26 protein-coding genes are annotated in these 26484 nt (G+C 39.3%); 1 reads left to right on the top strand and 25 read right to left on the bottom strand.

The window, feature by feature from the left end:
* Positions 1-135: 135 nt before the first annotated feature.
* The 20 genes from ACIQ7N_RS03850 to ACIQ7N_RS03945 form a co-directional block, all read right to left on the bottom strand.
* Positions 136-369 (bottom strand): KH domain-containing protein, encoded by a 234-nt coding sequence (locus tag ACIQ7N_RS03850; protein WP_004269410.1) that lies wholly within the window; start codon positions 367-369, stop codon positions 136-138.
* A gap of 15 nt (positions 370-384) precedes the next feature.
* The gene (gene rpsP / locus ACIQ7N_RS03855) at positions 385-657 is read right to left on the bottom strand and encodes a 30S ribosomal protein S16 (protein WP_132357461.1); all 273 of its coding nucleotides are present in this window, start codon (positions 655-657) and stop codon (positions 385-387) included.
* Positions 658-751: 94 nt separating this feature from the next.
* A complete protein-coding gene (ffh, locus tag ACIQ7N_RS03860) occupies positions 752-2110 on the bottom strand; it encodes a signal recognition particle protein (RefSeq protein ID WP_248718149.1) in 1359 nt (452 codons plus the stop codon).
* Between the two features lie 12 nt (positions 2111-2122).
* Complete coding sequence (locus ACIQ7N_RS03865; protein WP_132357463.1) at positions 2123-2458, bottom strand: putative DNA-binding protein; 336 nt, start codon at positions 2456-2458, stop codon at positions 2123-2125.
* 298 nt (positions 2459-2756) lie between these two features.
* Positions 2757-4007: a signal recognition particle-docking protein FtsY gene (ftsY, locus tag ACIQ7N_RS03870; protein ID WP_402930379.1), complete on the bottom strand. Its 1251-nt coding sequence runs from the start codon at positions 4005-4007 to the stop codon at positions 2757-2759.
* Positions 4004-7585, bottom strand: coding sequence for a chromosome segregation protein SMC (smc, locus tag ACIQ7N_RS03875; RefSeq protein WP_402930380.1), 3582 nt, complete (start codon positions 7583-7585; stop codon positions 4004-4006). The genes ftsY and smc overlap by 4 nt, the downstream gene beginning before the upstream one ends.
* 3 nt (positions 7586-7588) lie before the next feature.
* Positions 7589-8353, bottom strand: coding sequence for a ribonuclease III (rnc, locus tag ACIQ7N_RS03880; protein ID WP_132357466.1), 765 nt, complete (start codon positions 8351-8353; stop codon positions 7589-7591).
* A 507-nt stretch (positions 8354-8860) separates the two neighbouring features.
* Complete coding sequence (acpP, locus tag ACIQ7N_RS03885) at positions 8861-9097, bottom strand: acyl carrier protein (RefSeq protein WP_036124798.1); 237 nt, start codon at positions 9095-9097, stop codon at positions 8861-8863.
* Positions 9098-9154: 57 nt separating this feature from the next.
* Entirely contained in the window at positions 9155-9901 is a 747-nt protein-coding gene (gene fabG, locus ACIQ7N_RS03890; protein ID WP_402930382.1) for a 3-oxoacyl-[acyl-carrier-protein] reductase, read from the bottom strand.
* Positions 9894-10847: an ACP S-malonyltransferase gene (fabD, locus tag ACIQ7N_RS03895; RefSeq protein ID WP_402930383.1), complete on the bottom strand. Its 954-nt coding sequence runs from the start codon at positions 10845-10847 to the stop codon at positions 9894-9896. The genes fabG and fabD overlap by 8 nt, the downstream gene beginning before the upstream one ends.
* 357 nt (positions 10848-11204) lie before the next feature.
* Positions 11205-12197: a phosphate acyltransferase PlsX gene (plsX, locus tag ACIQ7N_RS03900; protein ID WP_132357469.1), complete on the bottom strand. Its 993-nt coding sequence runs from the start codon at positions 12195-12197 to the stop codon at positions 11205-11207.
* Entirely contained in the window at positions 12194-12772 is a 579-nt protein-coding gene (gene fapR, locus ACIQ7N_RS03905; RefSeq protein ID WP_132357884.1) for a transcription factor FapR, read from the bottom strand. Before fapR ends, plsX begins: the two co-directional genes overlap by 4 nt.
* 130 nt (positions 12773-12902) lie before the next feature.
* Entirely contained in the window at positions 12903-14948 is a 2046-nt protein-coding gene (gene recG / locus ACIQ7N_RS03910) for an ATP-dependent DNA helicase RecG (RefSeq protein ID WP_402930385.1), read from the bottom strand.
* Between the two features lie 425 nt (positions 14949-15373).
* Complete coding sequence (sdaAA, locus tag ACIQ7N_RS03915) at positions 15374-16285, bottom strand: L-serine ammonia-lyase, iron-sulfur-dependent, subunit alpha (RefSeq protein WP_132357471.1); 912 nt, start codon at positions 16283-16285, stop codon at positions 15374-15376.
* Positions 16286-16299: 14 nt separating this feature from the next.
* On the bottom strand, positions 16300-16962 hold the full coding sequence (gene sdaAB / locus ACIQ7N_RS03920; RefSeq protein ID WP_049668406.1) for an L-serine ammonia-lyase, iron-sulfur-dependent subunit beta: 663 nt from the start codon (positions 16960-16962) through the stop codon (positions 16300-16302).
* Positions 16963-17313: 351 nt separating this feature from the next.
* Positions 17314-18963 (bottom strand): DAK2 domain-containing protein, encoded by a 1650-nt coding sequence (locus ACIQ7N_RS03925; protein WP_402930386.1) that lies wholly within the window; start codon positions 18961-18963, stop codon positions 17314-17316.
* A gap of 18 nt (positions 18964-18981) precedes the next feature.
* Positions 18982-19344 (bottom strand): Asp23/Gls24 family envelope stress response protein, encoded by a 363-nt coding sequence (locus tag ACIQ7N_RS03930; RefSeq protein ID WP_132357473.1) that lies wholly within the window; start codon positions 19342-19344, stop codon positions 18982-18984.
* A 111-nt stretch (positions 19345-19455) separates the two neighbouring features.
* Positions 19456-19803 carry a diguanylate cyclase domain-containing protein gene (locus ACIQ7N_RS03935; RefSeq protein WP_402930387.1) on the bottom strand — a complete coding sequence of 116 codons (348 nt, stop codon included), beginning with the start codon at positions 19801-19803 and terminating at the stop codon, positions 19456-19458.
* Positions 19803-19973 (bottom strand): diguanylate cyclase domain-containing protein, encoded by a 171-nt coding sequence (locus tag ACIQ7N_RS03940; RefSeq protein ID WP_402930389.1) that lies wholly within the window; start codon positions 19971-19973, stop codon positions 19803-19805. The genes ACIQ7N_RS03935 and ACIQ7N_RS03940 overlap by 1 nt, the downstream gene beginning before the upstream one ends.
* A gap of 5 nt (positions 19974-19978) precedes the next feature.
* A complete protein-coding gene (locus ACIQ7N_RS03945) occupies positions 19979-20245 on the bottom strand; it encodes a hypothetical protein (RefSeq protein WP_402930390.1) in 267 nt (88 codons plus the stop codon).
* 808 nt (positions 20246-21053) lie between these two features.
* On the opposite strand from ACIQ7N_RS03945, the gene rpmB reads away from it, so the two are divergent.
* The gene (gene rpmB / locus ACIQ7N_RS03950) at positions 21054-21242 is read left to right on the top strand and encodes a 50S ribosomal protein L28 (protein ID WP_004227417.1); all 189 of its coding nucleotides are present in this window, start codon (positions 21054-21056) and stop codon (positions 21240-21242) included.
* Between the two features lie 915 nt (positions 21243-22157).
* On the opposite strand, the gene spoVM is transcribed toward rpmB, so the two are convergent.
* The 5 genes from spoVM to pknB are packed head-to-tail and all read right to left on the bottom strand — an operon-like array spanning position 22158 to position 26483.
* A complete protein-coding gene (gene spoVM / locus ACIQ7N_RS03955; RefSeq protein ID WP_100544041.1) occupies positions 22158-22259 on the bottom strand; it encodes a stage V sporulation protein SpoVM in 102 nt (33 codons plus the stop codon).
* Positions 22260-22277: 18 nt separating this feature from the next.
* Entirely contained in the window at positions 22278-22931 is a 654-nt protein-coding gene (locus ACIQ7N_RS03960) for a thiamine diphosphokinase (protein WP_402930391.1), read from the bottom strand.
* Positions 22928-23596 carry a ribulose-phosphate 3-epimerase gene (gene rpe, locus ACIQ7N_RS03965; RefSeq protein ID WP_402930428.1) on the bottom strand — a complete coding sequence of 223 codons (669 nt, stop codon included), beginning with the start codon at positions 23594-23596 and terminating at the stop codon, positions 22928-22930. The genes ACIQ7N_RS03960 and rpe overlap by 4 nt, the downstream gene beginning before the upstream one ends.
* A 2-nt stretch (positions 23597-23598) precedes the next feature.
* Entirely contained in the window at positions 23599-24483 is an 885-nt protein-coding gene (gene rsgA / locus ACIQ7N_RS03970; RefSeq protein WP_402930392.1) for a ribosome small subunit-dependent GTPase A, read from the bottom strand.
* Positions 24484-24494: 11 nt separating this feature from the next.
* Positions 24495-26483 carry a Stk1 family PASTA domain-containing Ser/Thr kinase gene (gene pknB / locus ACIQ7N_RS03975; RefSeq protein WP_402930393.1) on the bottom strand — a complete coding sequence of 663 codons (1989 nt, stop codon included), beginning with the start codon at positions 26481-26483 and terminating at the stop codon, positions 24495-24497.
* Position 26484: the final 1 nt, after the last annotated feature.

Raw genomic sequence — 26484 nt, forward strand, 5'->3', positions numbered from 1 at the left:
GGCAAGCTCCTTCCTTTTAAGTCCAGATTTTACGCTTTACCTCAAGTCCACTTCGAATTCCTAAGCGCATGTAAACATAGCTGTCAGGACTCTCCAGTGCTTGTTGCATATAAAAGAGCGTGAAAATCTTTTCTTTCAATCCAATATATCGACGTAGGTCTTTTTTTGATGGTGACTACCCGCCGCTGAATAAACAATTGTACGAATCGCTTTCGCTACTCGCCCTTGTTTGCCTATGACTTTCCCTCGATCCTCTGGATGAACAAAAAGTTTATAAACAATTCGATTTGCATTTTCATCCGTCTCTATACGAACTTCTTCTGGATAATCGACTAACGGTAAAACGATTGCTTCAATCAGCTGCTTCAAAGACCTCGCCCCCGATTATTTACTGAATTTTTGGTTATGGAATTTTTCCATGATACCTTGTTCTGAGAACAAGTTACGCACTGTATCTGATGGTTTTGCACCGTCAGATAACCATTTAAGAGCTTTCTCTTCATCAATGTTTACAGTAGCTGGTTTAGTTAGTGGGTTGTAAGTACCAACTGTTTCGATTGAACGACCGTCACGTGGTGAACGAGCGTCTGCAACTACGATACGATAGAAAGGAGATTTTTTAGCTCCCATACGTTTTAAGCGAATTTTAACTGCCATTTTAATAGCACCTCCGAATAAGTTTCACACAAGATAGTATGTTATCAATGTTTAGGTTGTTTGTAAAGTGTTTTTTCTTAACACCTATAAAATATTATTTAAACAATGAATCGAAGCCTGGTAGTTTCATCTTTTTCTTTCCTTTTCCACTCGCCATGCCTGTCATTTGCTTCATCATTTTTTTCATTTCTTCAAATTGCTTCAATAGACGATTTACCTCTTGAATTGATGTCCCAGAACCCTTCGCTATACGCTTTTTACGGCTACCGTTAATAATTTCTGGATTCGTCTTTTCAGCAGGTGTCATCGAATAAATAATCGCTTCTACACGTCCCATTTGCTTATCATCAACTTTAACATTGTCTAAGCCTTTGATTTTTCCAGCACCTGGTAACATTTTTAAAATTTCGTCAAGTGGTCCCATTTTCTTTACTTGCTGCAATTGTTCAACAAAATCATCGAACGTAAAAGACTGAGTTTTAAATTTTTCCTCTAGTTCTTTAGCCTTTGCTTCGTCGACATTTGCCTGAGCTTTTTCAATAAGCGATAGAACGTCACCCATTCCTAATATACGGGACGCCATACGCTCTGGATGGAAAGGTTCCAGCGCATCCATCTTCTCACCCATACCAACAAACTTAATCGGCTTCTGTGTAACGGAACGAATTGATAGCGCCGCACCACCACGTGTATCACCATCTAGCTTTGTTAAAACAACGCCTGTAATACCGACCGCTTCATTAAAGCTTTCTGCCACGTTTACAGCATCCTGACCTGTCATAGCATCTACAACTAGGAATACTTCATCCGGCTCTTTTAACGCACGAATATCTTTTAATTCTTGCATTAAATCTTCATCGATATGCAAGCGACCAGCTGTATCGATAATAACGACATCATGATGTTCTTCTTTTGCCAATTCAATTGCCTGACGAGCAATTTCTACTGGAGATACATCGGTTCCTAATGCAAAAACAGGTAGGGATAGCTGCTTTCCTAATGTTTGTAACTGCTGAACAGCCGCTGGACGATAAACGTCTGCAGCAACTAGTAATGGCTTACGATTATATTTTTTACGTAACACATTTGCCAATTTACCTGTAGTCGTTGTTTTACCGGCACCTTGTAAGCCGACCATCATAATGACAGTTGGTGGCTTTGTATTAAATTTAATTGGGCTTTGCTCGCCACCCATTAATTCTGTTAATTCTTCTTGTACGATTTTAATAACTTGCTGACCTGGTGTTAAGCTTTGCATAACATCTACACCGACAGCACGTTCACTGACCTTTTTAACGAATTCTTTGACTACTTTTAAGTTAACATCCGCCTCGATTAAAGCAAATCGGACTTCGCGCATCATTTCTTTAACGTCTTGTTCCGATACTTTACCTTTACCTTTAATCTTTTGGATCGTTCCTTGGAGTCGTTCCGCTAATCCTTCAAAAGCCATTGCTTTCGCCTCCTAATCCCATTCTTTCAACTGTTCTATAAGCGTTAGCTGCTCTTCAATTGTCATACTTTGTTCTGTAATCCCTGTTGTTAGCTGCGCAAGCATTTGTGTACGTTGTTGAAATTTTTCAAGTAAACATAGTTTTTCTTCATATTCTTCAAGCATCGCTTCTGTTCGACGAATATTATCATAAACAGCTTGGCGTGAAACTCCATACGATTCAGCGATTTCTCCAAGTGAGTGATCATCTAAATAATAGAGCTCCATATAACTTCGTTGCTTATCTGTTAATAATGCTTGATAAAAGTCGAAGAGAAAGTTCATGCGTGTTGTTTTTTCAAGTAGCATCGAATGTTTCTCCTCCCGTTATTAGTCATTTGTATCATAACGAAAAGCGCCCGTCTGTGTCAAGGTAATCTCCTTGTCTAAAAGCTTTAATTAACTGCTTTTAAGGTGTTTTTCACCTATAGCCAGTATTTCCCTTTTAAACAATGCGATTCCCCTGTTTACAGACGAGCGCAATTACAAATTTACTTACTCAAATGTCAATCCTTACCATCATCAGAACGTGTAGTTGATTTCCGTTCCGACTGGGCGCTTTGTTGCTGTCGCTTCGCTTTCGCTACAGTAAACATTTGTTATAAACCTAATCCCCATTATTTTGTAATTCTTTATCTAAACCATCGGCAAATAAGCCATACACATAACGCTCTGCATCAAATGGTTGTAAATCATCCATTTTTTCACCAAGACCAACAAACTTCACAGGAATGTGTAATTTATTACGAATAGCAAGAACAATACCGCCTTTTGCAGTGCCGTCAAGCTTCGTTAAAACGATCCCCGTTACATTTGTAGCTTCCTTAAATGTTTGGGCTTGAACTAGTGCATTTTGGCCTGTTGTTGCATCTAATGCTAATAGTACTTCATGCGGAGCATTCGGTACCTCACGAGAGATTACTCGATGAACTTTTTCAAGCTCATTCATTAAGTTTACTTTATTTTGTAAGCGCCCTGCTGTATCACAAATTAACACATCTGCATTACGGTTTTTCGCTGCACGAATGGCATCATACATAACCGCCGCTGGATCTGAACCTTCCGATTGCTTAATCACTTCACAGCCTACACGGTCTCCCCAAACTTGTAATTGATCGATGGCACCAGCACGGAAAGTATCACCTGCTGCTAAAACAACTGTTTTCCCTTGCGATTTTAGACGATGGGCAAGTTTACCGATTGTCGTCGTTTTCCCAACACCGTTTACCCCTACGAATAAAATTACCGTAAGCTCACCTTTAGGTTGCATATTAAGGTCGATTAAATCCTCTTCTCCTTGCTCATAAATTTCCACAAGTTTTTCAGAAATAATCGTTTGAATACCGTTCGTATCTTTTATATTTTTACGCTGAACCTCAAAGCGTAATTTGTCCATTAGCTCCATTACTGTTTCAAAGCCAACGTCTGCCTGTAATAATAAGTCTTCTAATTCTTCAAAGAAATCTTCATCCACTTTTCGATAACGAGCAACTAGATCGTTTACTTTAGAAGTAAATGAATTACGCGTTTTTTCAAGACCAGCCTTGAATTTTTGTGTAATAGACCATGCAGAAGGTTTTTTCTCCTTTACAGGTTCTTCCACTATTGCGACTTCTTGCACTTCTTGTTGCTCTTGTTCTTCAATTGCTACAGGAGTTTCTGTTTCAATTGAGGTTTCTGTTTCAGAAACTTCTTCAACTTTTTCCATTTCATCTACAGTTGCTTCAATTTGAGCAGGCTCTGTTGCTTCGTCTTGCTTCTGTTCAGCAGCTTCTTCTTCATTGATTGCTGCTACTACTTTTTCTTCCTCGGTGGGATTGCCTGTCAATTTCTCTTTTAAACGTTTAAAAAAACTCATGCTTGTTCGCTCCTTTGCTCCGCAAGTACGGGTTCATCTTCTAATTTTACTGATACAAGTTTAGATACACCAGATTCCTGCATTGTAATACCATACAACACATCCGCTCCCTCCATCGTCCCTTTACGATGGGTGATCACAATAAATTGCGTATTACGGCTAAATTTCTTCAAATATTGGCTATAGCGAACGACATTTGCCTCATCTAAAGCCGCCTCTACCTCATCGAGAATACAAAATGGTACAGGTCGAATATTGAGGATGGAGAATAATAACGCGATTGCAGTTAGTGCACGCTCACCACCTGAAAGCAAACTTAGATTTTGTAATTTTTTACCTGGAGGTTGTGCTACAATTTCTATACCTGTTTCTAGCAGATTCTGAGGGTCCAATAACACTAAATCCGCCTGTCCTCCCCCAAACAATTCACGGAATACACGTTTAAATTGCTCTCGAATGGCATAGAAGGTTTCGCTAAATCGAAGCGTCATTTCTTCATCCATTTCTTTAATAGCCTCATGTAATGTTTCCTGTGCAGCAAGTAAATCCTCACGCTGCTCTGTTAAAAATGAATGGCGTTCAAGTACGCGATCGTATTCCTCGATGGCGCTCAAATTAACAGGACCTAGCTCTTCTATCGATTTCTTTAGTAATTTCACTCGACGTCGCATATGCTCTTCATCTTCAATTTCCAGGGCTAACTCTTCAGCTTCCTCATATGTTAGCTGATAGTTTTCTTCTAGCTGCTCATTGAAATTATTAATTTCAAACTCTACACGACTGCGCTTCAATTCATTTGCACGTATTGCTTCGAGGTAGCCTTTATGCGTACGTTGCAATTCCTTCAGCTGTTCTTCTAAAGTAGTAAGCTCTTGTTGTTGTGCTACTTTTTCATCTTTTTTCTGTGAAATAGTGTTTTGCAACGAATCTCTCGTCGTTTTCCACGTAGCAACTTGCTCATCCACTTCTTCATCGCTTAAAAGTTTTGTCGATTCATCAGATTGAAGCCAGATTATTTCCTGAGAAATATTTTCGGCTTTTTGACGAGCTTTGTTTAATTGTAGGGCTAACTCTGCTGTAGCAATTTGTACTTGTGACATTTGCTCCTGCATTACCGCTAACTGCGAGCGTTTTTCAGCTGACTGCTCACGAAGTAAATCTTTCTCCGATTCACTTTGTAGCTTCACCTTGCTTAATTGCTCCACTGTTTCGTTTATCTCTAGCAGTTCTGTCGCTAGTGCCGCTAAACGCTCCGTAGAAGCTTCCTTTTGAGCTAACAATGCTTCTTCGCGTGTTTTTACATCTTGTGTTTCATTTGAAGCAAAAGATACTCTTGCGGATAAGCTTTTTTCGACAACCTCTAGCTCACGAATACGACTTGCCTGTTGCATTTCATCTTTTCGTAGTTGTTCACCGTCAAGCTTCAATTGTTCTACTGTGTCTCGCAATGTTGCAAGCTTCTCTTTCTCAACTGAGACAGCCTGTTCAGCACTATAAATAGATGCATCCAACGATTCTAGCTTTACTATTAAACCATCTAATTCCGCTTTTCTTGTAAAGAGTGACGATTGTTGCTTCATTGCACCACCTGTTAATGAACCGCCTGCATTAACGATATCACCTTCAAGTGTTACAACACGATACCTAAACCCACATAAACGAGCAATTTGGCTTGCACCTTCTAAACTTGATGCAACGATCACATTACCAAGGAGGTTCTCAACAATTGTGCGGTTGTTTTCATCGAACGTTACAAGTGCATCAGCCATTTGGACAAATGCTGGGTGTTCAGTTGCTAGCTGAATCATAGATAGATTGATCTTTCGTGACTTGATAACGGTTTTAGGTAAAAATGTTGCGCGTCCAGCTCTCTTTTGTTTTAACCAATGAATTGCCTGTTGAGCAAATTGTTCATTAGTTGTCACAATATGCTGAGAGGCTGCCCCTAATGCTGTTTCAATAGCCTGAGAATATTTCCCGTCAACTTGAATTAACTCGGCAACGGCTCCTTCAATCCCAGCTAATTCACCTTTATCACGTGCTAGTAATATTTCTTTTACGCCATGGAAAAACCCAGAGAAATCTGCTTCAAGCTCCGCAAGCGTATCTTTTCTAGCTTTCAGTTGCTGCTGATGCTGATAAGCTTTATAAAGCATATCCTGCTTTTCATTAAATGATGCATTGACGTTTTTAAGCTGTATTTGCAATGCTTCATATTGCTCAAGTTTTTCCTGCAAATCGTTAGTTGTTGTAGTATGAGCAACAACTAGCTTCTCTTTTTCAGCTAGAATTTGCGCAAGCTCTTGCCCGATTTCATCCGTTTGGTCTAACATTCGTGTCGCCATCGCTTTTTGCTGCGCTAACTGTTGCTCGATATTTTTTAATTCATTTTTAACTGTTGCTTCTTCGTTTAAAGAGTCGATATAGCGGTTTTTTTGTTCTTCAATTTCTTCTTCAATTTCAGAAACTGAGCGATTTAAAGATTGCTCTAATTGCTTAATGCTGTGTTTTAGCGCTGCAACCTCTTGCTGTTTTTCAATGAACAATTCTTTTTTCTCTTGCTCTTGGGCTATAAGAGACTCAACCTCAGCTTTTGCTTCCTGTAATGCTGTATTCAATTGAAGTAGTTGATTAGAAGCATTTTGTCGTTTTTCAGCCATTAACGCTTTACGACCATCCCAACGCTCTACCTCCATTGTTGCATTAACAAACTCAGCCTGAGTCGTATCTAGATAATCATCTAACTCTTTTAAAAGCTTACGAATACTTGCAGTTTGCTTTTCTATCGAAGAAATATGCTGAGCTTGTTTTTGCTCCGTTTCATATAGCTCCGTATACTCAGCTTTCAGAGCATGCAAAGATTGTGCACAATTATTTAAATCGTGCACAAGGATAGCAATATCAAAATCCTTTAACTCAGTTGACATTTGCACATAATCTCTTGCACTTGATGCCTGAATTTCTAACGGCTCCAGACGACTGTCTAGCTCATGTAAAATATCTAAAACACGATACAAGTTTTCATCTGTTTCAACAAGCTTATGCTCTGCCTTTTTCTTTCTTAGTTTATACTTTAATACCCCAGCTGCCTCTTCAAAAATTGAACGACGGTCATCAGGTCGGCTATTTAAAATTTCATCGACACGGCCTTGCGAAATAATGGAGAAGGCCTCTTTCCCAAGCCCTGAGTCCATAAACAAGTCCGTAATATCCTTCAGGCGACACTGCTGGTTATTTAGTAAATATTCACTATCACCTGAACGGTATACGCGTCTTGTTACGCTAACTTCTGTATATGAAAAAGCTAACTGTTCATCTGTGTTATCTAAAATTAATGTTACCTCTGCAAAGTTTAGTGGCTTACGTGAGTCACTTCCAGCAAAAATAACATCCTCCATCTTTGCCCCACGTAACGACTTTGCCGATTGCTCCCCAAGTACCCAACGAATAGCATCAGTGACATTACTTTTACCACTACCATTTGGTCCAACCACCGCTGTAACACCAGGTACAAAATCAACTCCAATGCGTTCCGCAAAAGATTTAAAGCCAATCACTTCGAGTCGTTTTAGGAACATCTATTAAGCCTCCTCTTTTGCAGTTTGCTCACGCATTGAACGCATCGCACATTGCGCAGCTTGCTGCTCGGCTTCTTTTTTTGATTTCCCACGACCTATACCAAGTTCTTGTCCATTTAATAGCACGCTCGATACAAAGGTACGGTTATGTGCAGGACCCTTTTCATCAATAATTTCATAATGAAGAAGGCCATTATTTGTTTGTTGCACCATTTCTTGCAATTGGCTTTTGAAATCCATCACATGCGAAAAAGCACCGAGTTCTACTTTCGGGAATACGATTCGTTCTAAAAAGCACACAACCGTTTGTAAGCCTTGATCTAAATAAAGGGCACCTACAAATGACTCAAATACATCTGCAAGTAACGCTGGGCGTTCCCGTCCACCTGTTAATTCCTCACCTTTTCCAAGTAATACAAAGCGACCAAAGCCTAATTCATTTGCAAAGATAACAAGTGACGGCTCACATACTATGGATGCTCGTAGCTTTGTCAGCTCACCCTCACTCATATGTGGGTATTTCTCAAAAAGGTATTTAGAAACAGACAGTTCAAGTACTGCGTCTCCTAAAAATTCTAGACGCTCATTATCCGTAAACAATTTACGGCGATGCTCATTCACATAAGATGAATGTGTGAAAGCTTGATACAATAAATTTTTATTAATAAATGTGATATTTAATTCATGCTGTAACAGCTCGAATTGATTGCGTACTTTTTCAGGAAGCACGCCAGATTTCTGCATATTTCCTTTTCTTTTCATAGCCATTGAACAATCTGCCTTCCTAATAGTTTCTACCGTTTAAGTGTACCTTTTTCAAGGCATTTATGCAAAAGTATTTCGGCTTAAATACAATCTTTTGGAAATTATTTTTTTAAAGGTCAATTTCGCCTTGGCGTAATTGCGTCCAGATGCTATAGGCCAACGTGATGTTGGTCACTCAGTCGTCACCACAGGACGTGGCATTCTTAGACTGAGTTCCTTTATATCAGTAGGTGTTACGCACTTACTAAAAAGGGATAACTTTTGCATTCTTCTTACTACCTTCAAAAAAAATGAAGATAAAAAAGGGACGATCACAGTTCGCTAAACGAACCATTTCGCCCCTTTTTAAACATACCCTTAGCATAGTATTTGCTCCACAAGAAGAAAAGCATACGTAATTTCTGCCAAAGGCTTTAACTTTATTTAATCATAAACATTTATTGTATAATGACTGCATCCATGTCAGCACCAGTAGAGGTGATTAATCTCAGCAATATAAAGTTAAACGAATTAGTTTAATTTACTTTCGATGTATGAAATTGCAGAACCAACTGTTGAGATCTTTTCAGCATCTTCATCAGAAATTTCCATATCGAATTCGTCTTCAAGCTCCATTACAAGCTCAACTACGTCTAATGAGTCAGCACCTAAATCATCACGGAAAGAAGCTTCTAGTGTAACTTCACTTTCTTCAACACCTAAACGGTCCACGATTACTTTTGTTACGCGTTCTAATACTGTAGACAAAACATTCACCTCCCCTCAATGATTATACAAAAAATCATTATTTATGACTAATTGAAATTACATTACCATACCGCCATCTATATGTAATGTTTGACCCGTCATATAGTTAGCATCATCTGAAGCTAGAAAAGCTACTGCCTTTGCAATATCCTCCGGCTGCCCAAGTTTTGCTAGAGGAATTTGCGTAAGCATACCTTGCTTTATATCTTCTGGTAGTTGCTCAGTCATTTCAGTTTCTATAAATCCTGGTGCAATTGCATTCACTAAAATATTACGAGATGCTAATTCCTTTGCAGTTGTTTTCGTTAGCCCAATAACACCTGCTTTTGCAGCTACGTAATTAGCTTGCCCTGCATTACCAGCTACACCAACAATTGATGAAATATTGATGATACGGCCCGCACGTTGCTTCATCATTTGACGTGTTACTGCTTTCGTACAAAGGAAAACACCTTTTAGGTTCGTATCTAGCACATCGTCCCATTCATTTTCTTTCATACGCATTAACAAGTTATCACGCGTAATACCCGCATTATTGACTAAAATATCAAGCGAGCCGAATGTTTTCACCGCTACATCCATTAACGCAGAAACTTCCTCAGTTTTTGAAACACTCGCTTGTACGGCTACAGCCTCGCCGCCATTTTCTTGAATCGTAGCTACAACTTCCTCTGCCTTTGCCTGTGAACCGCTATAGTTAACGACAACTTTAGCACCTTCGTCAGCAAGCTTTAATGCAATAGCTCTTCCTATTCCACGTGAAGCACCAGTTACAACAGCTACTTTACCCTCTAGTTTACGCATTAATTGTCCACTCCTTCGCCGCTTCTAGTACAGCCTCTAATGATGCTTCATCATAAACACAGTATGTCGCAACAGATCGATCGATTTTCTTCACTAATCCACTTAATACTTTGCCTGGTCCACACTCAATAAAGACATCCACACCTTGTGCAATCATTTCACGCACAGATGCTTCCCATTGTACAGCGCTATATACTTGTTCTACTAACTCCTGCTGAATAGCTGGAACATCCTCTAATACTTTCGCCATTACATTGCCGATTACAGGAATTTGTGGAGCTGATAATGAGATATTAGCCAACGCTGCTCGTAATTTTTCAGATGATGGTCGCATTAGCTCTGAGTGGAATGGACCACTAACAACTAAAGGAATTGCTCGTTTTGCACCAGTTTCCTTTGCCGCTAAAGAAGCCTTTTCAACGCCTTCCTTCGTACCAGAAATAACGATTTGCCCTGGACAGTTAACATTCGCTACCTGAACTGGATCACCTGTTGCAGATACTTTTTCAGTTACTTCATGCAGTGCCTCAAGCTCCATCCCTAAAATAGCTGCCATAGCACCTTGTCCTGCAGGTACAGCTTCATTCATATAAAGCCCACGCTTATGCACAACTGAAACTGCATCCTCAAATGAGAGCACACCAGCGATTACTAATGCACTATATTCTCCAAGTGAATGTCCAGCTGCAAAATTTGGCGTTATACCTGCTGCTCGTAATTTTTCCGCAACCATTACACCAGTCGTTAACAGTGCCGGTTGTGCATGGTAAGTCAATGTTAGTTCCTCAGCTGGTCCCTCTAACATAAGTTTAGATAACTCAAAGCCAAGCGATTGATTTGCACGGTCATAAAATGCTTTACTTTCTGCTGCATTCTCAATAAACTCTTGCCCCATCCCCACTACTTGGGATCCTTGTCCTGGAAAAATAAATGCTATTTTCGTCATTTTTTATTAATCCCCTTTTTAATCAATTATGCCTCGGCATAAAGTCCGGAATTGACTTTGTACTTTTGCCTACACGAGGGGCGACACGATGTCGGTCATTTCGGTAATGCCACAGGACGTGGCGTTTTTACCGATGCAGGTCAGTTAGCCGTTATCGCATGGATGCGATGATTTTAAGCTAACATCCTACATTGAACCCCTTTCCGATTTCGCGAATCCGTCGGTGGCTTTTGGCCAACGTGATGTTGGTCACTCAGTCGTGCGTTGTTGTGTTGTTGTTGTCGCTTCGCTTTCGCACAGATTAAACCGTGTTGCTGTCGTTTCGCTTTCGGTACAAAAAACACCTGCTTAAATAAGTTAATCAATTTCTAAGTGACGTACTGTTTCTGTAATCGTCGAGATGACTGTATGCTCAACCATCGTATTTGCTTGGCGAATTGCACTGTATATCGCTTTCGCATTTGATGAGCCATGCGCCTTAATGACAGGTGCCTGCAAACCAAACAAGCCTGCGCCACCGTACTCTGTGTAGTCCATTTTATTTTTTAGGTCACGTAAATTATTTTTCATAAGTGCTGCCGAAATTTTTGTTTTTGTTGAAGACATAAATGCTTCTTTTAGCATTGAAAATAACGCACCAGCAGTACCTTCAATCGATTTCAGCACCATATTACCTGTAAAGCCATCTGTTACAACAACATCCGCTACCCCTTCAAGTAAATCTCGTGCTTCAACATTACCGATAAAATTTAAATCAGCTTCTTTTAATAAGCCAAAAGCCGCCTTCGTTAATTCATTCCCTTTTTTATCCTCAGTACCGATATTTAATAAGCCGATACGTGGCTTTTGTAAGCCACCTACCTTTTTCGCATAAATATCGCCCATAATGGCATATTGCAATAAATGCTCAGGTCGTGCGTCCGCATTTGCCCCTAAATCGAGCATTAAAAAGCCCTTACCGTCTAAAGTAGGAAGTGTAGTGGCTAGAGCAGGTCTAGCAATCCCTTCAATACGTCCTACTTTAAATAATCCTCCTGCCATTAAAGCACCTGTATTACCCGCTGAAAGACAAGCATCCGCCTTTCCTTCTTCAACTGCATCCATCATACGTGCCATGGATGAATCCTTTTTACGACGAACAGCGCGTGCTGGATCGTCTGTTCCTTCGACAACTTCATCACACTGAATTACCGTTAATCGATCATGTATTTTTAAAAATGGTTCAAGCTTTTGCTGCTGACCATATAATTGAATTTCTAAATTTGGAATTTGCTCTAATGCTAATAAAGCACCTTCAACAACTGATTTTGGTGCGTTGTCTCCACCCATTCCATCAAGCGCTAATTTCATTGTTGTTCACCTTTACCTTTCGTGCGGTACATATCAAATTCACCAACAAAAACTGTTTCACCGTTAACAGTGGACGTTAACTCTACTTTTGTACGATGATTTTTTTCATCACGTCCGATAACGATTGCTTTTGTAATAACACGATCTCCAGCTCTAACAGGTTTCACAAAGGTAATATTAGAATGTACTGTTAATGCTAGTTCGTCATCAATTACTGCTACCGCTAATGAGTTTGCCTGTGCAAACAAATGATGTCCACGTGCGATGCCATTGCGCTGAAAAACATGTTCTTCTTTTACGTCAAAAATAGATAATGCACGATTATCCAATTCAATATCAATTATTTCTCCGATAACTTCATCAATCGGTAGTGATTTCACTTCATTTTCATAGGTTTTCGAAGCAACATCTTTAATTCGTTCTCGTAATTCCGGAATAGATAATTCCATACGATCTAAACGAATTGTTTGGACACTAACCTGAAACTGTGTTGCTAGCTGTTCATCTGTGACGAATGGATTATCAGCTATCGTTTCGGATAATTGTCGCTGTCGCTCTTTTTTCGTTCGTCTCAACATCATTCGCCACCTTTTTAGTTGTTATTAGCACTTGGTACTAATATCAGTATATAGAGTATAAAAAAAGAATGCAAGACTTGTTTTCAAAACAAGTGCTCACATTCCTAATTGAGCATCAAAGAATCAGTTAATCGAAGCGTTCCCCTTGTAAAACACCTGAATTTTCAAGCATTTCACGTAAATATTTGTACTCATCATCATGCCAAAAAGCATCAGTCTCCAGCATATCCGCTGCATCTTTTCTCGCCGTTTCAAGTATTCGATAATCGTGCACTAAATCCGCTACTTTAAAATCAGGCAAACCACTTTGTTTACGCCCAAAAAAGTCACCTGGGCCACGTAGTTCCAAATCCTTTTCAGCTAGACGGAAGCCATCATTCGTTTCCGTCATCGACTGCATGCGCTCTTTGCCTTCATCGGATTTCGGATCAGCTAACAACACACAATATGACTGATGTTCGCCTCGTCCAACACGCCCACGTAGCTGATGCAACTGAGCTAAGCCGAAGCGTTCAGCGTCATAAATAATCATAAAAGTTGCATTCGGTACGTTCACCCCAACCTCAACAACAGTTGTCGACACGAGCACGTGAATAGTTCCCTCACTAAAGGCTCGCATAACAGCATCTTTTTCATCCGCTGATAGGCGACCATGCATTAGCCCGACGTTGTAACGCCCATTAAAATACGTAGCAAGTTGCTCATAAATTTCTACCGCATTTTGTACATCCAGCTTGTCTGATTCCTCGATTAGTGGACAAATAGCATAAGCCTGTCTACCAGCAGCAAGCTCTAATTCTAGCTTTGACATAACAGAGCCAAATTGCTCTTTTTTCATCCAATGCGTTTCTATTTGCTTACGCCCCGCTGGCATTTCATCTATCATCGAAACATCCATTTCTCCAAATGCTGTAATCGCGAGTGTACGCGGAATTGGTGTCGCGGTCATAAAGAGCACATCTGGATTTTCTCCTTTATCACGTAATATTCTACGCTGCTCTACACCAAAACGATGCTGTTCGTCCGTTATAACAAAACCAAGTTTGTAAAAAACGACATCAGGCTGAATTAGCGCATGTGTACCAATTAAAATATCTATGTCTCCGTTTGCTAGTTCTTCCAAAAGTAATCGACGCTCCTTTGCTTTCGTCGATCCTGATAGTAAAGCTACACGTACGCCAAACGGCTCAAACCATTCCTGCAAATTTTCAGCATGCTGCTCTGCTAAAATTTCCGTCGGCGCCATTAATGCCCCTTGAAAACCAGCAGTTACTGCTGCATATAAACATATTGCCGCAACAACTGTTTTCCCCGACCCTACGTCACCTTGAAGTAAGCGATTCATACGATGTGGCTCTTTCAAATCTTTACAAATTTCATTGACAACGCGTTTTTGCGCACCTGTTAATTCATAGGGTAATGAGGCAATAAAAGCACGTAACTTTTGTAAATCAAACTGTATAACTGTACCGTGCTCACTATCTTTTCTAATTTTACGTAACGCTTGAATACGTACTTGAAAGTTTAGTAACTCTTCATAGGCAAAGCGTCTTCTAGCCTGTTTCGCATGCCCAGCATCGACAGGAAAATGAATGCCCTCAAGCCCTTCACGCATTGTCGTAAGTTTATAATCGGCTTGTAAATGCTGCGGAACAGCATCTGGTATTTCTGCACCAAACTCATCTAATGCTTGTCGCATATATTTACGAAAACGTTTTTGGGGAATCAAACCCTTTAGACTATAAATAGGTTCAAAATCGACTTGATCTGTCTTAGGGCCAAACGTTACAGACGTTCCATTGATTACTTGTCTGCCACGATCCCATTTTCCCGTAACGGTTATAATAGCTCCCGGTACAAGCTTTTGTTTTAAATAACCTTGATTAAAAAAAACAACCTTAACTAAATGTCGCCCTGCTAGCACCGTAACTTGTAATCGTGATTTATTGCGCCCTAAAAACAGTACTGTCGGTTCCCGTTCAACTTTACACTCAACTGTGACACGTTCATTATGTGGTGTTTGTGCTAAATCCTTTAAACGAAAATCCTCATGCCGATGCGGAAACGTCCATAGCAAATCCGCAATCGTCTCGATGCCCAATGCCTCTAAATGTCCTGCTGTTTCTTTCCCGATTCCCTTTAATTCCGAAACGGGATTCGTTAAATCAGTCACCTTGCACGACAGCTCCTCCAAAGTTTTTCACCACAAGTACTTTACCTGCAGTCATTCGTTTAACCATCCTATTTTTCAGCATATGAGTTTTCCCCTTTCTTACATTTACTCTTAGCTTCCATCATCTTGTTGCTTGTGTATAACACTTTCGGACAATTCATGCCACGGCAATTTTATATAGTCAATATCATTATATAACTTTTCAATTTCACTAAGATAGCAATTCAATACATTTCATTAATAATTGATTAATAGCTAGTTATATTCGAATGTTTCATCCCAACACATTTTCTTGGTAATACCCCTATTTTAGGCTCATCACCATAATGAGCGGTTGCTTTCGCTACCAAAACCCTTGCTAAAAAAGTATGGAGAGGGTCATCAAAAAACACGCCTTCCACTAAGGAAAAACGTGTTAATGAATTTTATTTTTGAAGTGATTTGATACTTTCTAAATCGCCATTATCAAAAATGGCTCTGCTAATAGCTTTACCTGTTGGTGTTGCAGCAAGTCCTCCACGTGCAGTTTCTTTTAAATTCGGACTCATAGATTGTCCAATTCGATACATCGCACCAATCACTTCGTCACACGGGATACGACTTGTAACCCCCGCAAGTGCCATATCCGCTGCCACAAGGGAATTTGCCGCTCCCATTGCATTTCGCTTAACACAAGGAACCTCTACTAATCCCGCCACCGGGTCACAAACAAGCCCTAGCATATTTTTCAGTGTAATGGCAAATGCTTCTGAACATTGCTGTGGCGTACCACCAGCCATCTCTACAATCGCTGCCGCCGCCATACCAGCAGCTGAGCCAACCTCTGCTTGACAGCCACCAGCAGCACCTGAAATCGAAGCATTATTAGCAACAACGAAGCCAAAAGCACCCGATGTGAATAAATAACGAATCATTTGCTCACGCGTCGGATTTAGCTTGTTCTTTACCGCGAACAGCGTCCCTGGTACAACCCCAGCAGAACCCGCAGTTGGAGTAGCACAAATTGTACCCATAGCTGCATTCACTTCGTTTGTTGCAACAGCCTTACTCACCGCGTCTAGTAATAAATCCCCCGACAGTGAATTGCCTTGCGCAATATAATTTTGAAGCAATACTGCGTCACCGCCCGTTAAGCCTGTTACAGATTTTACACCCTTCAAACCTCTTTCAACAGCTTCTTCCATCACTGTTAAATTATTGTCCATCTGCTGTATAATTTCATCTCTTGAGCGTCCAGTTATTAACATTTCTTGCTCAATCATAATTTCAGAAATTAGCTTTCCTTCTTGTTCCGCTCGTTCAACTAGTTCACGAACATTATGAAACAATACGTCCATATTCGTGCACCTCCTTAGTTATTAATTTTAGAAACCTTTGAAATATGTGGTATTAAAGAAATTTGTTGTAATATTTTATCCTCAATGTTTTGATCGACTTCTATCACCATAAGGGCCGTTAAACCACGTTCTATACGCGAAACCTCCATATGTCCAATGTTGACTGCATGCATCGCTAAGCAATTTGCCACATTGGCAATACAGCCAGCACGATCATCATGAACAACAAGGATTGCTGGCATACCACCTGTTAAACGTAGCTTAAAGCCATTAACCTCACTCACTTCAATTTTGCCGCCGCCGATAGAAATACCAACGACAGACATCTCTCCTTCATCATCGCCAATTACAAGGCGAGCCGTATTCGGATGCTCCATATTCGCTGTTTCTGGGATAAACTCATAATCTAATCCTGCCTTTTCTGCATCGGCAAAAGCTGTTTTGATCCGCTCATCGAATGTATCGTAATTTAATAGGCCCCCTACCAAAGCTACATCTGTTCCATGTCCTTTATATGTTTCAGCAAACGAACCATATAAGTGAATTTTCGCCCATTTTGGTTGTCTTCCAAATAAATCTCTAGCAACGCGTCCAATTCGTGCGGCTCCTGCCGTATGTGAAGAAGAAGGCCCAATCATTACTGGTCCAATAATATCAAATACTGAAGTAAACTTCATAATAACACCCCTCTATTCTATCCATATAATAATATCGATTTTTTATTTATATCATGCTTGATAGTTACTATAAAAGTAAAGCACTTCTTTATCAAATTTCTGAAAATTTACACGACTATATTTTACACAATGGCAATATTGATTAACCTTTGTCTACTCCGTATAGACAATAATTTCAAAATGCTGATATTCCAATATTTCCAAGTTCATTGTCCATTGGACGCATACATCGAATCACTTATTTTTAGCTAATTCAACTCGTGTAGGATCCTCTATTCTCCCTATACCATAAACAAAAGCAGTACACGGCTTGTGCACTGCTTTGTCTACTTATGCGCAAAGTAGAGTGAATTATTCTACTGAAATAATATACGGATATAATCCTTGTTTACCATTAAATAACTCTACTTCAACCTCTGGATAATTCTCTTCAATGAATTTCACTAATTCTGAAGCATTTTCTTCGGTTGTATCCTCACCATAGATGACTGTTACAATTTCTGCATCTTCATCCACTAAATCAGTAATTACCTTCTCAGCAGCATCTTTTAATGCTGGAGTCGATAATACAATTTTTCCTTCTGCAAGAGCCATGAAATCATCTTTATGAATTTCCACACCATCAATAGATGTATCTCGAACTGCATAAGTTACTTGGCCTGTTTTAACATTTGCGAAGGCTTCTGTCATTGTTGCTTGGTTCATTTCAACTGCCGCCTCTGGATTAAACGATAAAATCGCTGCCATACCTTGAGGGATCGTTTTCGTTGGAACTACAGCCGCTTCTATATCTAATAGCTCTACCGCTTGTTCTGCTGCCATCACGATATTTTTGTTATTTGGTAAAATCAATACTTTTTCAGCACCAATTTCTTGTACTGACTTCACAATATCTTCAGTAGAAGGGTTCATTGTTTGACCACCTTCAATAACATAAGAGGCACCAATTGAACGAAGTAATTCAGCAACTCCCTCGCCCATTGCAATCGTTACAATTGCATATGGATGCTTTTCTGCTTTCTTAGCGGAAGAAGGTGCTTTATGATCCTCACCAACAATGGCAGAATGCTGTTCACGCATATTGTCGACTTTAATTTTAATAAGACTACCATATTTTTGACCCATTGCTAATACAGCGCCTGGTTGTTCAGAATGAATATGCACTTTTGCAATTTCTTCATCTGAAATAACGAGTAAAGAATCACCTAGAGGATTTAATTCATTGCGGAATTGTTCTTCACTAAATGGTTCTTTTCCTTCTTCAAAACGAACCATGATTTCAGTACAATAACCAAATTCAATATCCATAGTATTCATGAAATCTTGTGCTCTATGATGTTCTGCATTAATTAAATCATCTAAAGTTGCTTCATTTTTCACTGGTAATGGCTCGCCCTTTAAGGATGCTAAAAATCCTTCATACACAAATAGAAGACCCTGACCGCCACTATCTACAACACCGACTTCTTTTAGAACAGGTAGAAGTTCAGGCGTACGTTGTAACGAAGCCTGTGCTTCAGCAGTAAATGCTTCCATCACTGCAATGATATCGGTTTCAGTTTCTGCCACTTCTACACCTTTTTTCGCCGCTTCACGAGCAACTGTTAAAATCGTTCCCTCAACTGGCTTCATTACTGCTTTATACGCAGTTTCTACGCCTGCTTGGAAGGCACCTGCAAAGCCCTTAGCATCAATCGTCGCTTCTTTTTCGATAGATTTACCAAAGCCACGGAATAACTGCGATAAAATAACGCCTGAATTTCCGCGTGCTCCCATAAGTAAACCTTTTGATAAAGCTTGAGCTGTTTTGCCGATATGTTCTGACGCATACTGCTCCGTTTCCTTTGCCCCAGATGTCATCGATAAGTTCATATTCGTTCCTGTATCACCATCTGGTACTGGAAATACATTTAATGAATCAACATAATTTGCATTTTGGAATAGGTGATGGGCACCCATTTGCACCATTTCTGCAAACTTTATTCCGTCTAAAGACTGCATTAGAATTAGTTCCTCCTCTTAATCATTCGCTACACGAACGCCCTGCACAAAGATATTGACAGATTTAACGCTCATACCTAATGTTTTATCCACTGTATATTTCACTTTCGACTGTACTTGATAAGCAACTTCCGAAATTTTTGTCCCGTAACTAACAATAATGTACATATCAATATGTAAATCGTCGTTCTGTTTTCGAATAACAACACCTTTTGCAAAATTTTCTTTACGTAAAATATCAGTTAGACCATCACGAATTTGATGTTTAGATGCCATGCCAACAATACCGTAGCATTCTACAGCAGCGCCACCAGCTATTTGTGCAAGTACATCTGTTGAAATATCAATTTGGCCGAATTCATTATTTAATTCAATTGACATAGAAATGCCCCCTTGGCTCTTTTTGACTAAATGATATTGTAACACTTTCGTTATGCATTAAGCAACCTTAGAAGGCATGAAAGCGCATTGTATCAACGTTTTACTGACATTTTAAAGGGAAACATACATCTCATCGAAATTTCCACTTTTGCTGTAAAAGTTGTTACGACCGTTTTGTTTTGCTGTGTATAGTGCTTGATCAGCTAATTCACAGCATATTTTCAATTGCTCGCTATTGGAGATTTTTGCATAACACATCCCAATGCTGACTGTTACAATATTAGCAACTTCTGAATGCTCATGACGTATATTTAAATGGCGTACTTCCTCTAAAATTTCCTCACATACATGCTCTGAAAATTTAGCCGCATGATGGCTAACGATTACGAACTCTTCGCCTCCCCAACGTGCTACAAATGCATTATACTTTTCTGCAATTTCATCTAATAGAGCTGCCACTATAGAGCTGCCACTTTTATTAAAGCTTGGTCACCTTGTAAATGACCGTAATAATCATTTAATTTTTTAAAGAAATCAAGATCAATCATCATGACAGATAAAGATTTTGGTTTACTTAGTTGTTGCCCTATTTGTGTCAATTTATGATTAAAAGCTCGACGATTGGGCAAATTTGTCAATGTGTCCCGGAATGCTTGCTCAGATAGTTCATTATTTTACTTTTCTCAGTTAATAATTTTGATAAATTTTTAGTTTTTGTCATTTCTACTTGTAATAAAATTTGTTGTTTCGTAATTTGTTTTTGTATTTTATAAGTGTGACGCTGAATAATTAGCCCTATAGGAATAATGAGGGACATCGGTAAAAATATTCTAATACTTTCACCTGATATCCCAACACTCAAATAAGCACTTATTAAAATAGGTAGTCCTGTTATTAACATAATCAGAAAAGTTTCCTGGAAAGAGATAGAAAAAACAGTACAAATCAATAAAAACAGCACCTCATAAAGAACCGCATGTTTAAAAAAATAGACGTCCATTAACGTTATGACAGTAATTAATATCAATATAGTATAAATATAAGCAAGTAAGATCGTTTTGTATTTTCGAAAATTAAGAGAGGTAACTTTAATTTTCTTTTCTCTTACAAATAATAACACCGCTAAAACTATGCGACTTCTTGTGGAGCTTTACAAATGAGACCATTAAGCGCAGCGGGTAGGCTGTGCGGGAACTACGTAGCTAGACGTAGAGACGGTATAAAAATAAAATGAAGGAAGGAGAGGTGGGACATCCATGCCATTATTAGAAAAAGCTATGACAATGGCTAAAGTTTTTGCTTCTGAAGGAAAATGAAAACAGCTTGCCCATTTATTAAAAGTTCGGTTCAGTAAGTATAGGTTTTGCTTGCTTTACCGTTTCTGCAGAACATATTAATACCCTTACAAACTGGTAAATGTGTTTCAATAAAGCTTGGCCACCGATCGAGGATAATCTTCCATTGTTTGTCAATCCCTTTCAATCAGGCATGCAAGTTAAAATCGAGCTAATATATACCAACAATTGTAACACCTAGGAATTAACGGCCATTATTTAACAAGTATTTTTTTGTCTGTAAAGGTTTTTTTCTTGAAAGGTTATGTGAAAACTATTGCACTGAACGTCATGGTATGTTAAATTATTATGGTATGTGAAATACCGAACTGAAATAATAATCTTTCAGCATCAACAGTAAGGAGGGAATACTACATGCCAAAACAATGTGTAATCACTGGACGTAAAGCTCGTACTGGTAACAACCGTTCCCACGCTATGAACGCTAACAAACGTACTTGGGGTGCTAACCTTCAAAAAGTTCGTATCTTAGTAGACGGTAAACCAAAACGTGTATGGGTTTCTGCACGTGCATTAAAATCAGGTAAAATCGAGCGCGTTTAATCGTTGCTTCCAAAAAATCGATTTCGCATTTGGCGCAAATCGATTTTTTTCTGTCTTATTAACTGGGCAAACTACCAACCGCCTTTGTGAATATTTATATAATAAAATGACTATGCCGCTAGAAATTACTTCTCATAGTAATTCCTAGCGGCTTTCATTACATATAGCAGCACAACAAAACACCTATGCAGAATGGCAGTTACGATATAATAAAGTATAGTTCTTCAACAAAGCGAGGGGTTGATTTCCGTTCCGACTGGGCGCTGTGTTGCTGACGCTTCGCTTTCGCACAGAAAACAATTGTTGCTGTCGCTTCACTTTCGCTACAGAAAACATTTGTTGCTGCCGCTTCGCTTTCGCACAGAGCAAAGCTTCCTGGGGGCGTCCGATGAGCCGCTTCACTCGCGTTGCTCGCTCCAGGGTCTCATCTGTGACGCTGTGATCCCCGAGGAGTCGGCCAGTCTCCACTACAATCAACCACTTCTCATAGTATGTATCTTCTGGCATGTCTTTCGCGAAAGCCTAGAATTAACGTAGCGTCAGCAAGATCAGGTGTACAATAGCATTATTGTAATAAGTTTCTTCTGTTTGATTATGGTGGGTAGCCATAGCGTTCACTTTTGAAATACATAAAATTAATAAAAGTTCTATGCAACCGCTGATTGGAGTGGAAGGCTACTCGACTCCCGTGGGAAAGCGAGACAGGCGAGACCCTGAGGCCAACACGATGTTGGTCACGAAGGCATTGTCACAGGATGTGACGCATTTAGCCTTCGTTCCTTTAGCGGAGGAAGCGGCTTGACGCTCGCCCACAGGAAAGCGAGTAGCCTGGAACGGAAATCATCCACCATAATATTCACAAAGAATTCCTTGGCCGTTTTGTTTTTCAATACTATAAAAAAAATCCGACTAGTGTTAGTCGGATTTTTTTACTTTCTTTTCTTTTTTAAAAATATTGATACATGTACGCGTAATACTACTTACAAATTTCGGCAGCTGGAACGTATATACTTTCAGGACTCTCTCCCCCTTACGCTAATCTATGCTTCTTATCATTAAACATATGCCTTGCGAGAAAGATATAGACCCTGAATTCCCTATTATTTCATTACTTGTAAAGCGAGTTGTACCAAGAGAGATTTCTTCATTTGTTGTTTCATACTTCACATGCCTTAATGTCACATCTTTAATCGGCTCTTCATATGCAAAGAAAGACAAATAACGGTATTGCTCATCTGCTTCAATGAAGTGCTTGCCCGGCATTAAAAATTGCAACATATTTGCATGATTAATAATCTTCAACACTACCTGTGAATGCTCTTTTTGTAATCGATAAATTGAACGAACTGCTGCCTCATAATGATCTAAACGACCACCTGTAACACCTGTAAGTACAATTTCTTGCGGTGCATAGGCCAAAGCTTTTAATAATGCTAAGTCCGTATCTGTTTCATCTTTTTCTTCCTGGAATCGTTGTTTATCATTTGTATGTGCCATCACCAGCTTGTATTCCGCTTGCGATAGCGAGTCAAAATCTCCTACTATGGCATGCGGTGTGATTCCTTGCTCAATTAAATATAGCGCTCCTCGGTCTGCTCCGATAAATAACACATCACTTTGTTCTTTATACGGACTAAATGAACAGAGTTCTGCTCTTGGCCCACCTGCACAAACAACGACTACTGTCATCCTTGAATCGCTGCCTCACCAGCAGCTAAAATTTCCTGTAGGGCCGCCGAACGATCTTCTTTACTATAAATAGCGGAACCAGCTACAAAAATTGTTGCTCCTGCTTTGGCACAAGGAATAATAGTCTCTGCATTAATACCACCGTCAATCTCTATAGCAATATCGAGATTACGTTCTTTAATGATAGCTGCTAGTGCTTCAATTTTTGGCACAACAGAATGAATGAATTTTTGCCCACCAAACCCTGGATTTACTGTCATGAACAGCACCATATCAATATCTTCTAAAATGTGTTGAATAGATTCTAGTGGTGTATGTGGGTTTAATACAACACCAGGTTTAACTCCATATGAGCGAATTAATTGAATCGTGCGGTGTAAATGGCGGCAAGCTTCAACATGCACCGTAATATAGTCCGCTCCTGCTTTGGCGAATTGCTCAATATATTGATCAGGATTTTCGATCATTAAATGAACGTCTAGTGGCAAATCAGTTAAAGGTCGAATGGCGTCTAAAACAATAGAGCCGAAAGAAATATTTGGCACAAAATGACCATCCATAACATCGATATGAATAAGCTGTGCCCCTGCCTTTTCTACTTCTTTTACTTCTTCTCCTAATTTAGCAAAGTTCGCTGCTAAAATTGATGGTGCTATTTGTATCATCATTAATACCTCGGCTTTCGATCCATAATTTCTTGCATAAATTGCTCGTAGTGTTTATAACGGTAGTCACGAATTTCTCCCGCCTCAACAGCTACCTTTACTGCACATTTTGGCTCCTTTAAGTGTAAACAGCCTCTAAATTTACAATCATCTGCCATACGGGCCATCTCAGGGAAGCATGCGCCTAATTCTTCTTTTTCTATTTCATCAAAATCAAATGAACTAAATCCTGGAGTATCTGCTAATAAGCCGTCACATACTTCGATTAATTCGACATGGCGAGTCGTATGTTTTCCACGCCCTAAACTTTGCGAAATAATGCCAGTCTTTAAATTTAAATCTGGAATTAAAGTGTTTAGTAATGTGGATTTCCCAACTCCAGATTGCCCTGCTAATACAGAAGTTTTTCCCTTTAAAATAGGCTGTAGACGAACAACTAATTCTTCTTCACCTTTATAGGTTTGTAGCACTGTATACCCCATGCTTTCATAATCTTCTATATAGCTTTGCAATTCCTCGCGTTCATGATCTTCTAGTAAATCCATCTTTGTTAAACAAATAATCGGATGAACATGGAATGATTCTAAAACAACTAAGAAACGATCCAGTAAAATTGTATTAAAATTAGGTTCTTTTACAGAAAATACTAAAATTCCTTGATCAATATTAGCTATTGGCGGACGTACTAATTCATTTTGGCGTTCCATAATTTTTTGGATCGTACCGTCTGACCCCTCTGTTTCCAGAGTGTATTCTACATTGTCGCCAACGAGTGGAGATTCCCCGCGATTGCGAAAAACCCCACGTCCTCGACATTGTATTAGTTGTTCTCCATCATATACATAGTAGTAACCGCTTAATGCTTTACGTATTTGGCCTTGCGCCATCCAATTCCCCCTTATTTAATATCGCTGAAGTTGAATCTGTTCTCATCAATAATTTCTGAATCACGAATAATTCTATATGCGCCTACTTCACCCTCTTCAATGACAAGCTGTATTTTATAGTCTTTATCAGCTGTAATAGTAAATGTATCGGCTACTGATGACATTGTATGGTTTTTATCTTGAATTTCAATACGAATAGTTTGCTCCATACCTTCCTCAGCTGGTTCATAAGGTATTTTCACAGCCACAGTTTTAACGATAGTTTTTTTAGGTTTTTCAGCTGGCCCTTTACTTATAACAACCGCTATTGTAGATCCTACTTCAACTGAAGTCCCTACTTTTGTCAATTGTGAAATAACACTTCCAGCAGCCACTGTATCATTAAAGTCTTCACGAGCAATACTCCATTTCAAGCCATTTCTTCTTACATACTCATCCATTTGAGCCTTCGTGTAATTCACAACATTACCTACGGTAACCATTTGCACTCCTGCGCTTACCGTAAATTTCATCGTTGTATCCTTAGCAATTACTTCTTCTTGAGGTTTCGGCTCTTGATCAATAATTTGCCCTTCTGGCTCTGTTGAATGCACATAGCTAATATCTGGCTCTAAAAATTTATCCTTTAACATAGATTCAACTTGGCTGATTTGTCGTCCTCTATAATCTTCCACTTTTGTCATTTCTACTCCAAGACTAACAATTAAATCTATTTCCGTACCTTTTACACGCTCCGTACTCTCTGTAGGGTCTGTTTCAATAACTTTACCTTTTTCAACATTCTCATCATAACGCTCCTGATGTTCTTCACCAACAGTAAAACCTTCAGCCACTAATTTCTTTGTAGCTTCCTCAACGGTCAAATTAGCCACACTAGGTACAGGTATCTTTTTCGGGCTAAATAAATCTGTGGCAAAGAAAAAGAATAGGAAGATAGCGATAGCGGCTATTACTAGCCCTGCAACAACTATTGGCCATTTTTTCTTTTTCTTCACAGGTGCTGTCTTTTCAACAGGCTTTTTAACCTCAGGTTTCGGCGGCTTTGGTTGCGCAATTGGTTCGATTGCTCTTGTCTTCGTTAAATCTTCGTCTTTACGTATAACCGGCTCTTTTATAATTGGGATAGCCTTTGTCACATCATTATCTTCCGGTATGACAAACTTCGGTTCATTCATCCGATTTGGCGATAAAACAGTTTCTAAATCTACTTGCATTTCTTCTACTGTCGAATAACGATGAGAAGCATCTTTTGCCGTAGCTTTTAGTACAACATTTTCTAAGCTTTGTGGAATCGTGGCATCGAATGCACGAACGGACGGCGTCTCAGATTGTAAATGTTTAAGCGCAATAGAAACAGCTGACTCGCCTGAGAAGGGCAACTCTCCTGTTAATAATTCATATAAAACAATGCCCAGTGCATAAATATCAGATTTATTTGTTGCCGTACCACCACGAGCTTGCTCTGGTGATAAATAATGCACCGTTCCAAGTACGGAGTTCGTTTGTGTAAATGACGTTGCACTAAGTGTCATCGCAATGCCAAAATCAGTTATTTTCACATTGCCTTCAGCGTCCATTAAAATATTTTGAGGTTTAATGTCACGATGGATAATATGATTTTCATGAGCATTGGCAATTGCTGATGTTAATTGCTTCATAATATGCACACTTCTAGCAGGAGAAATTGGTGCAAATTCCTGTATGTACTGCTTTAATGTTTTCCCTTGGACATACTCCATCACAATATAATGTAAATCACCATCATCACCTACATCATAAACACTAACGATATTTGGATGTGTAAGGCTTGTAGCAGAAAGTGCTTCACGTTGAAAACGGCGATGCAATTCATCCTCATTGGTAAAATCATAGCGTAATATTTTGATCGCTACATCACGGTTTAAAATCATGTCATGTGCTAAATAAACATTGGACATACCACCGCCACCAATTAGCCCTATAATTTTATAGCGATCACTAATTCGTTTACCTACAAGCATA

The organism is Lysinibacillus sp. NPDC095746, from assembly GCF_044763535.1.
In the GTDB taxonomy this organism is placed as follows: Bacteria; Bacillota; Bacilli; order Bacillales_A; family Planococcaceae; genus Lysinibacillus.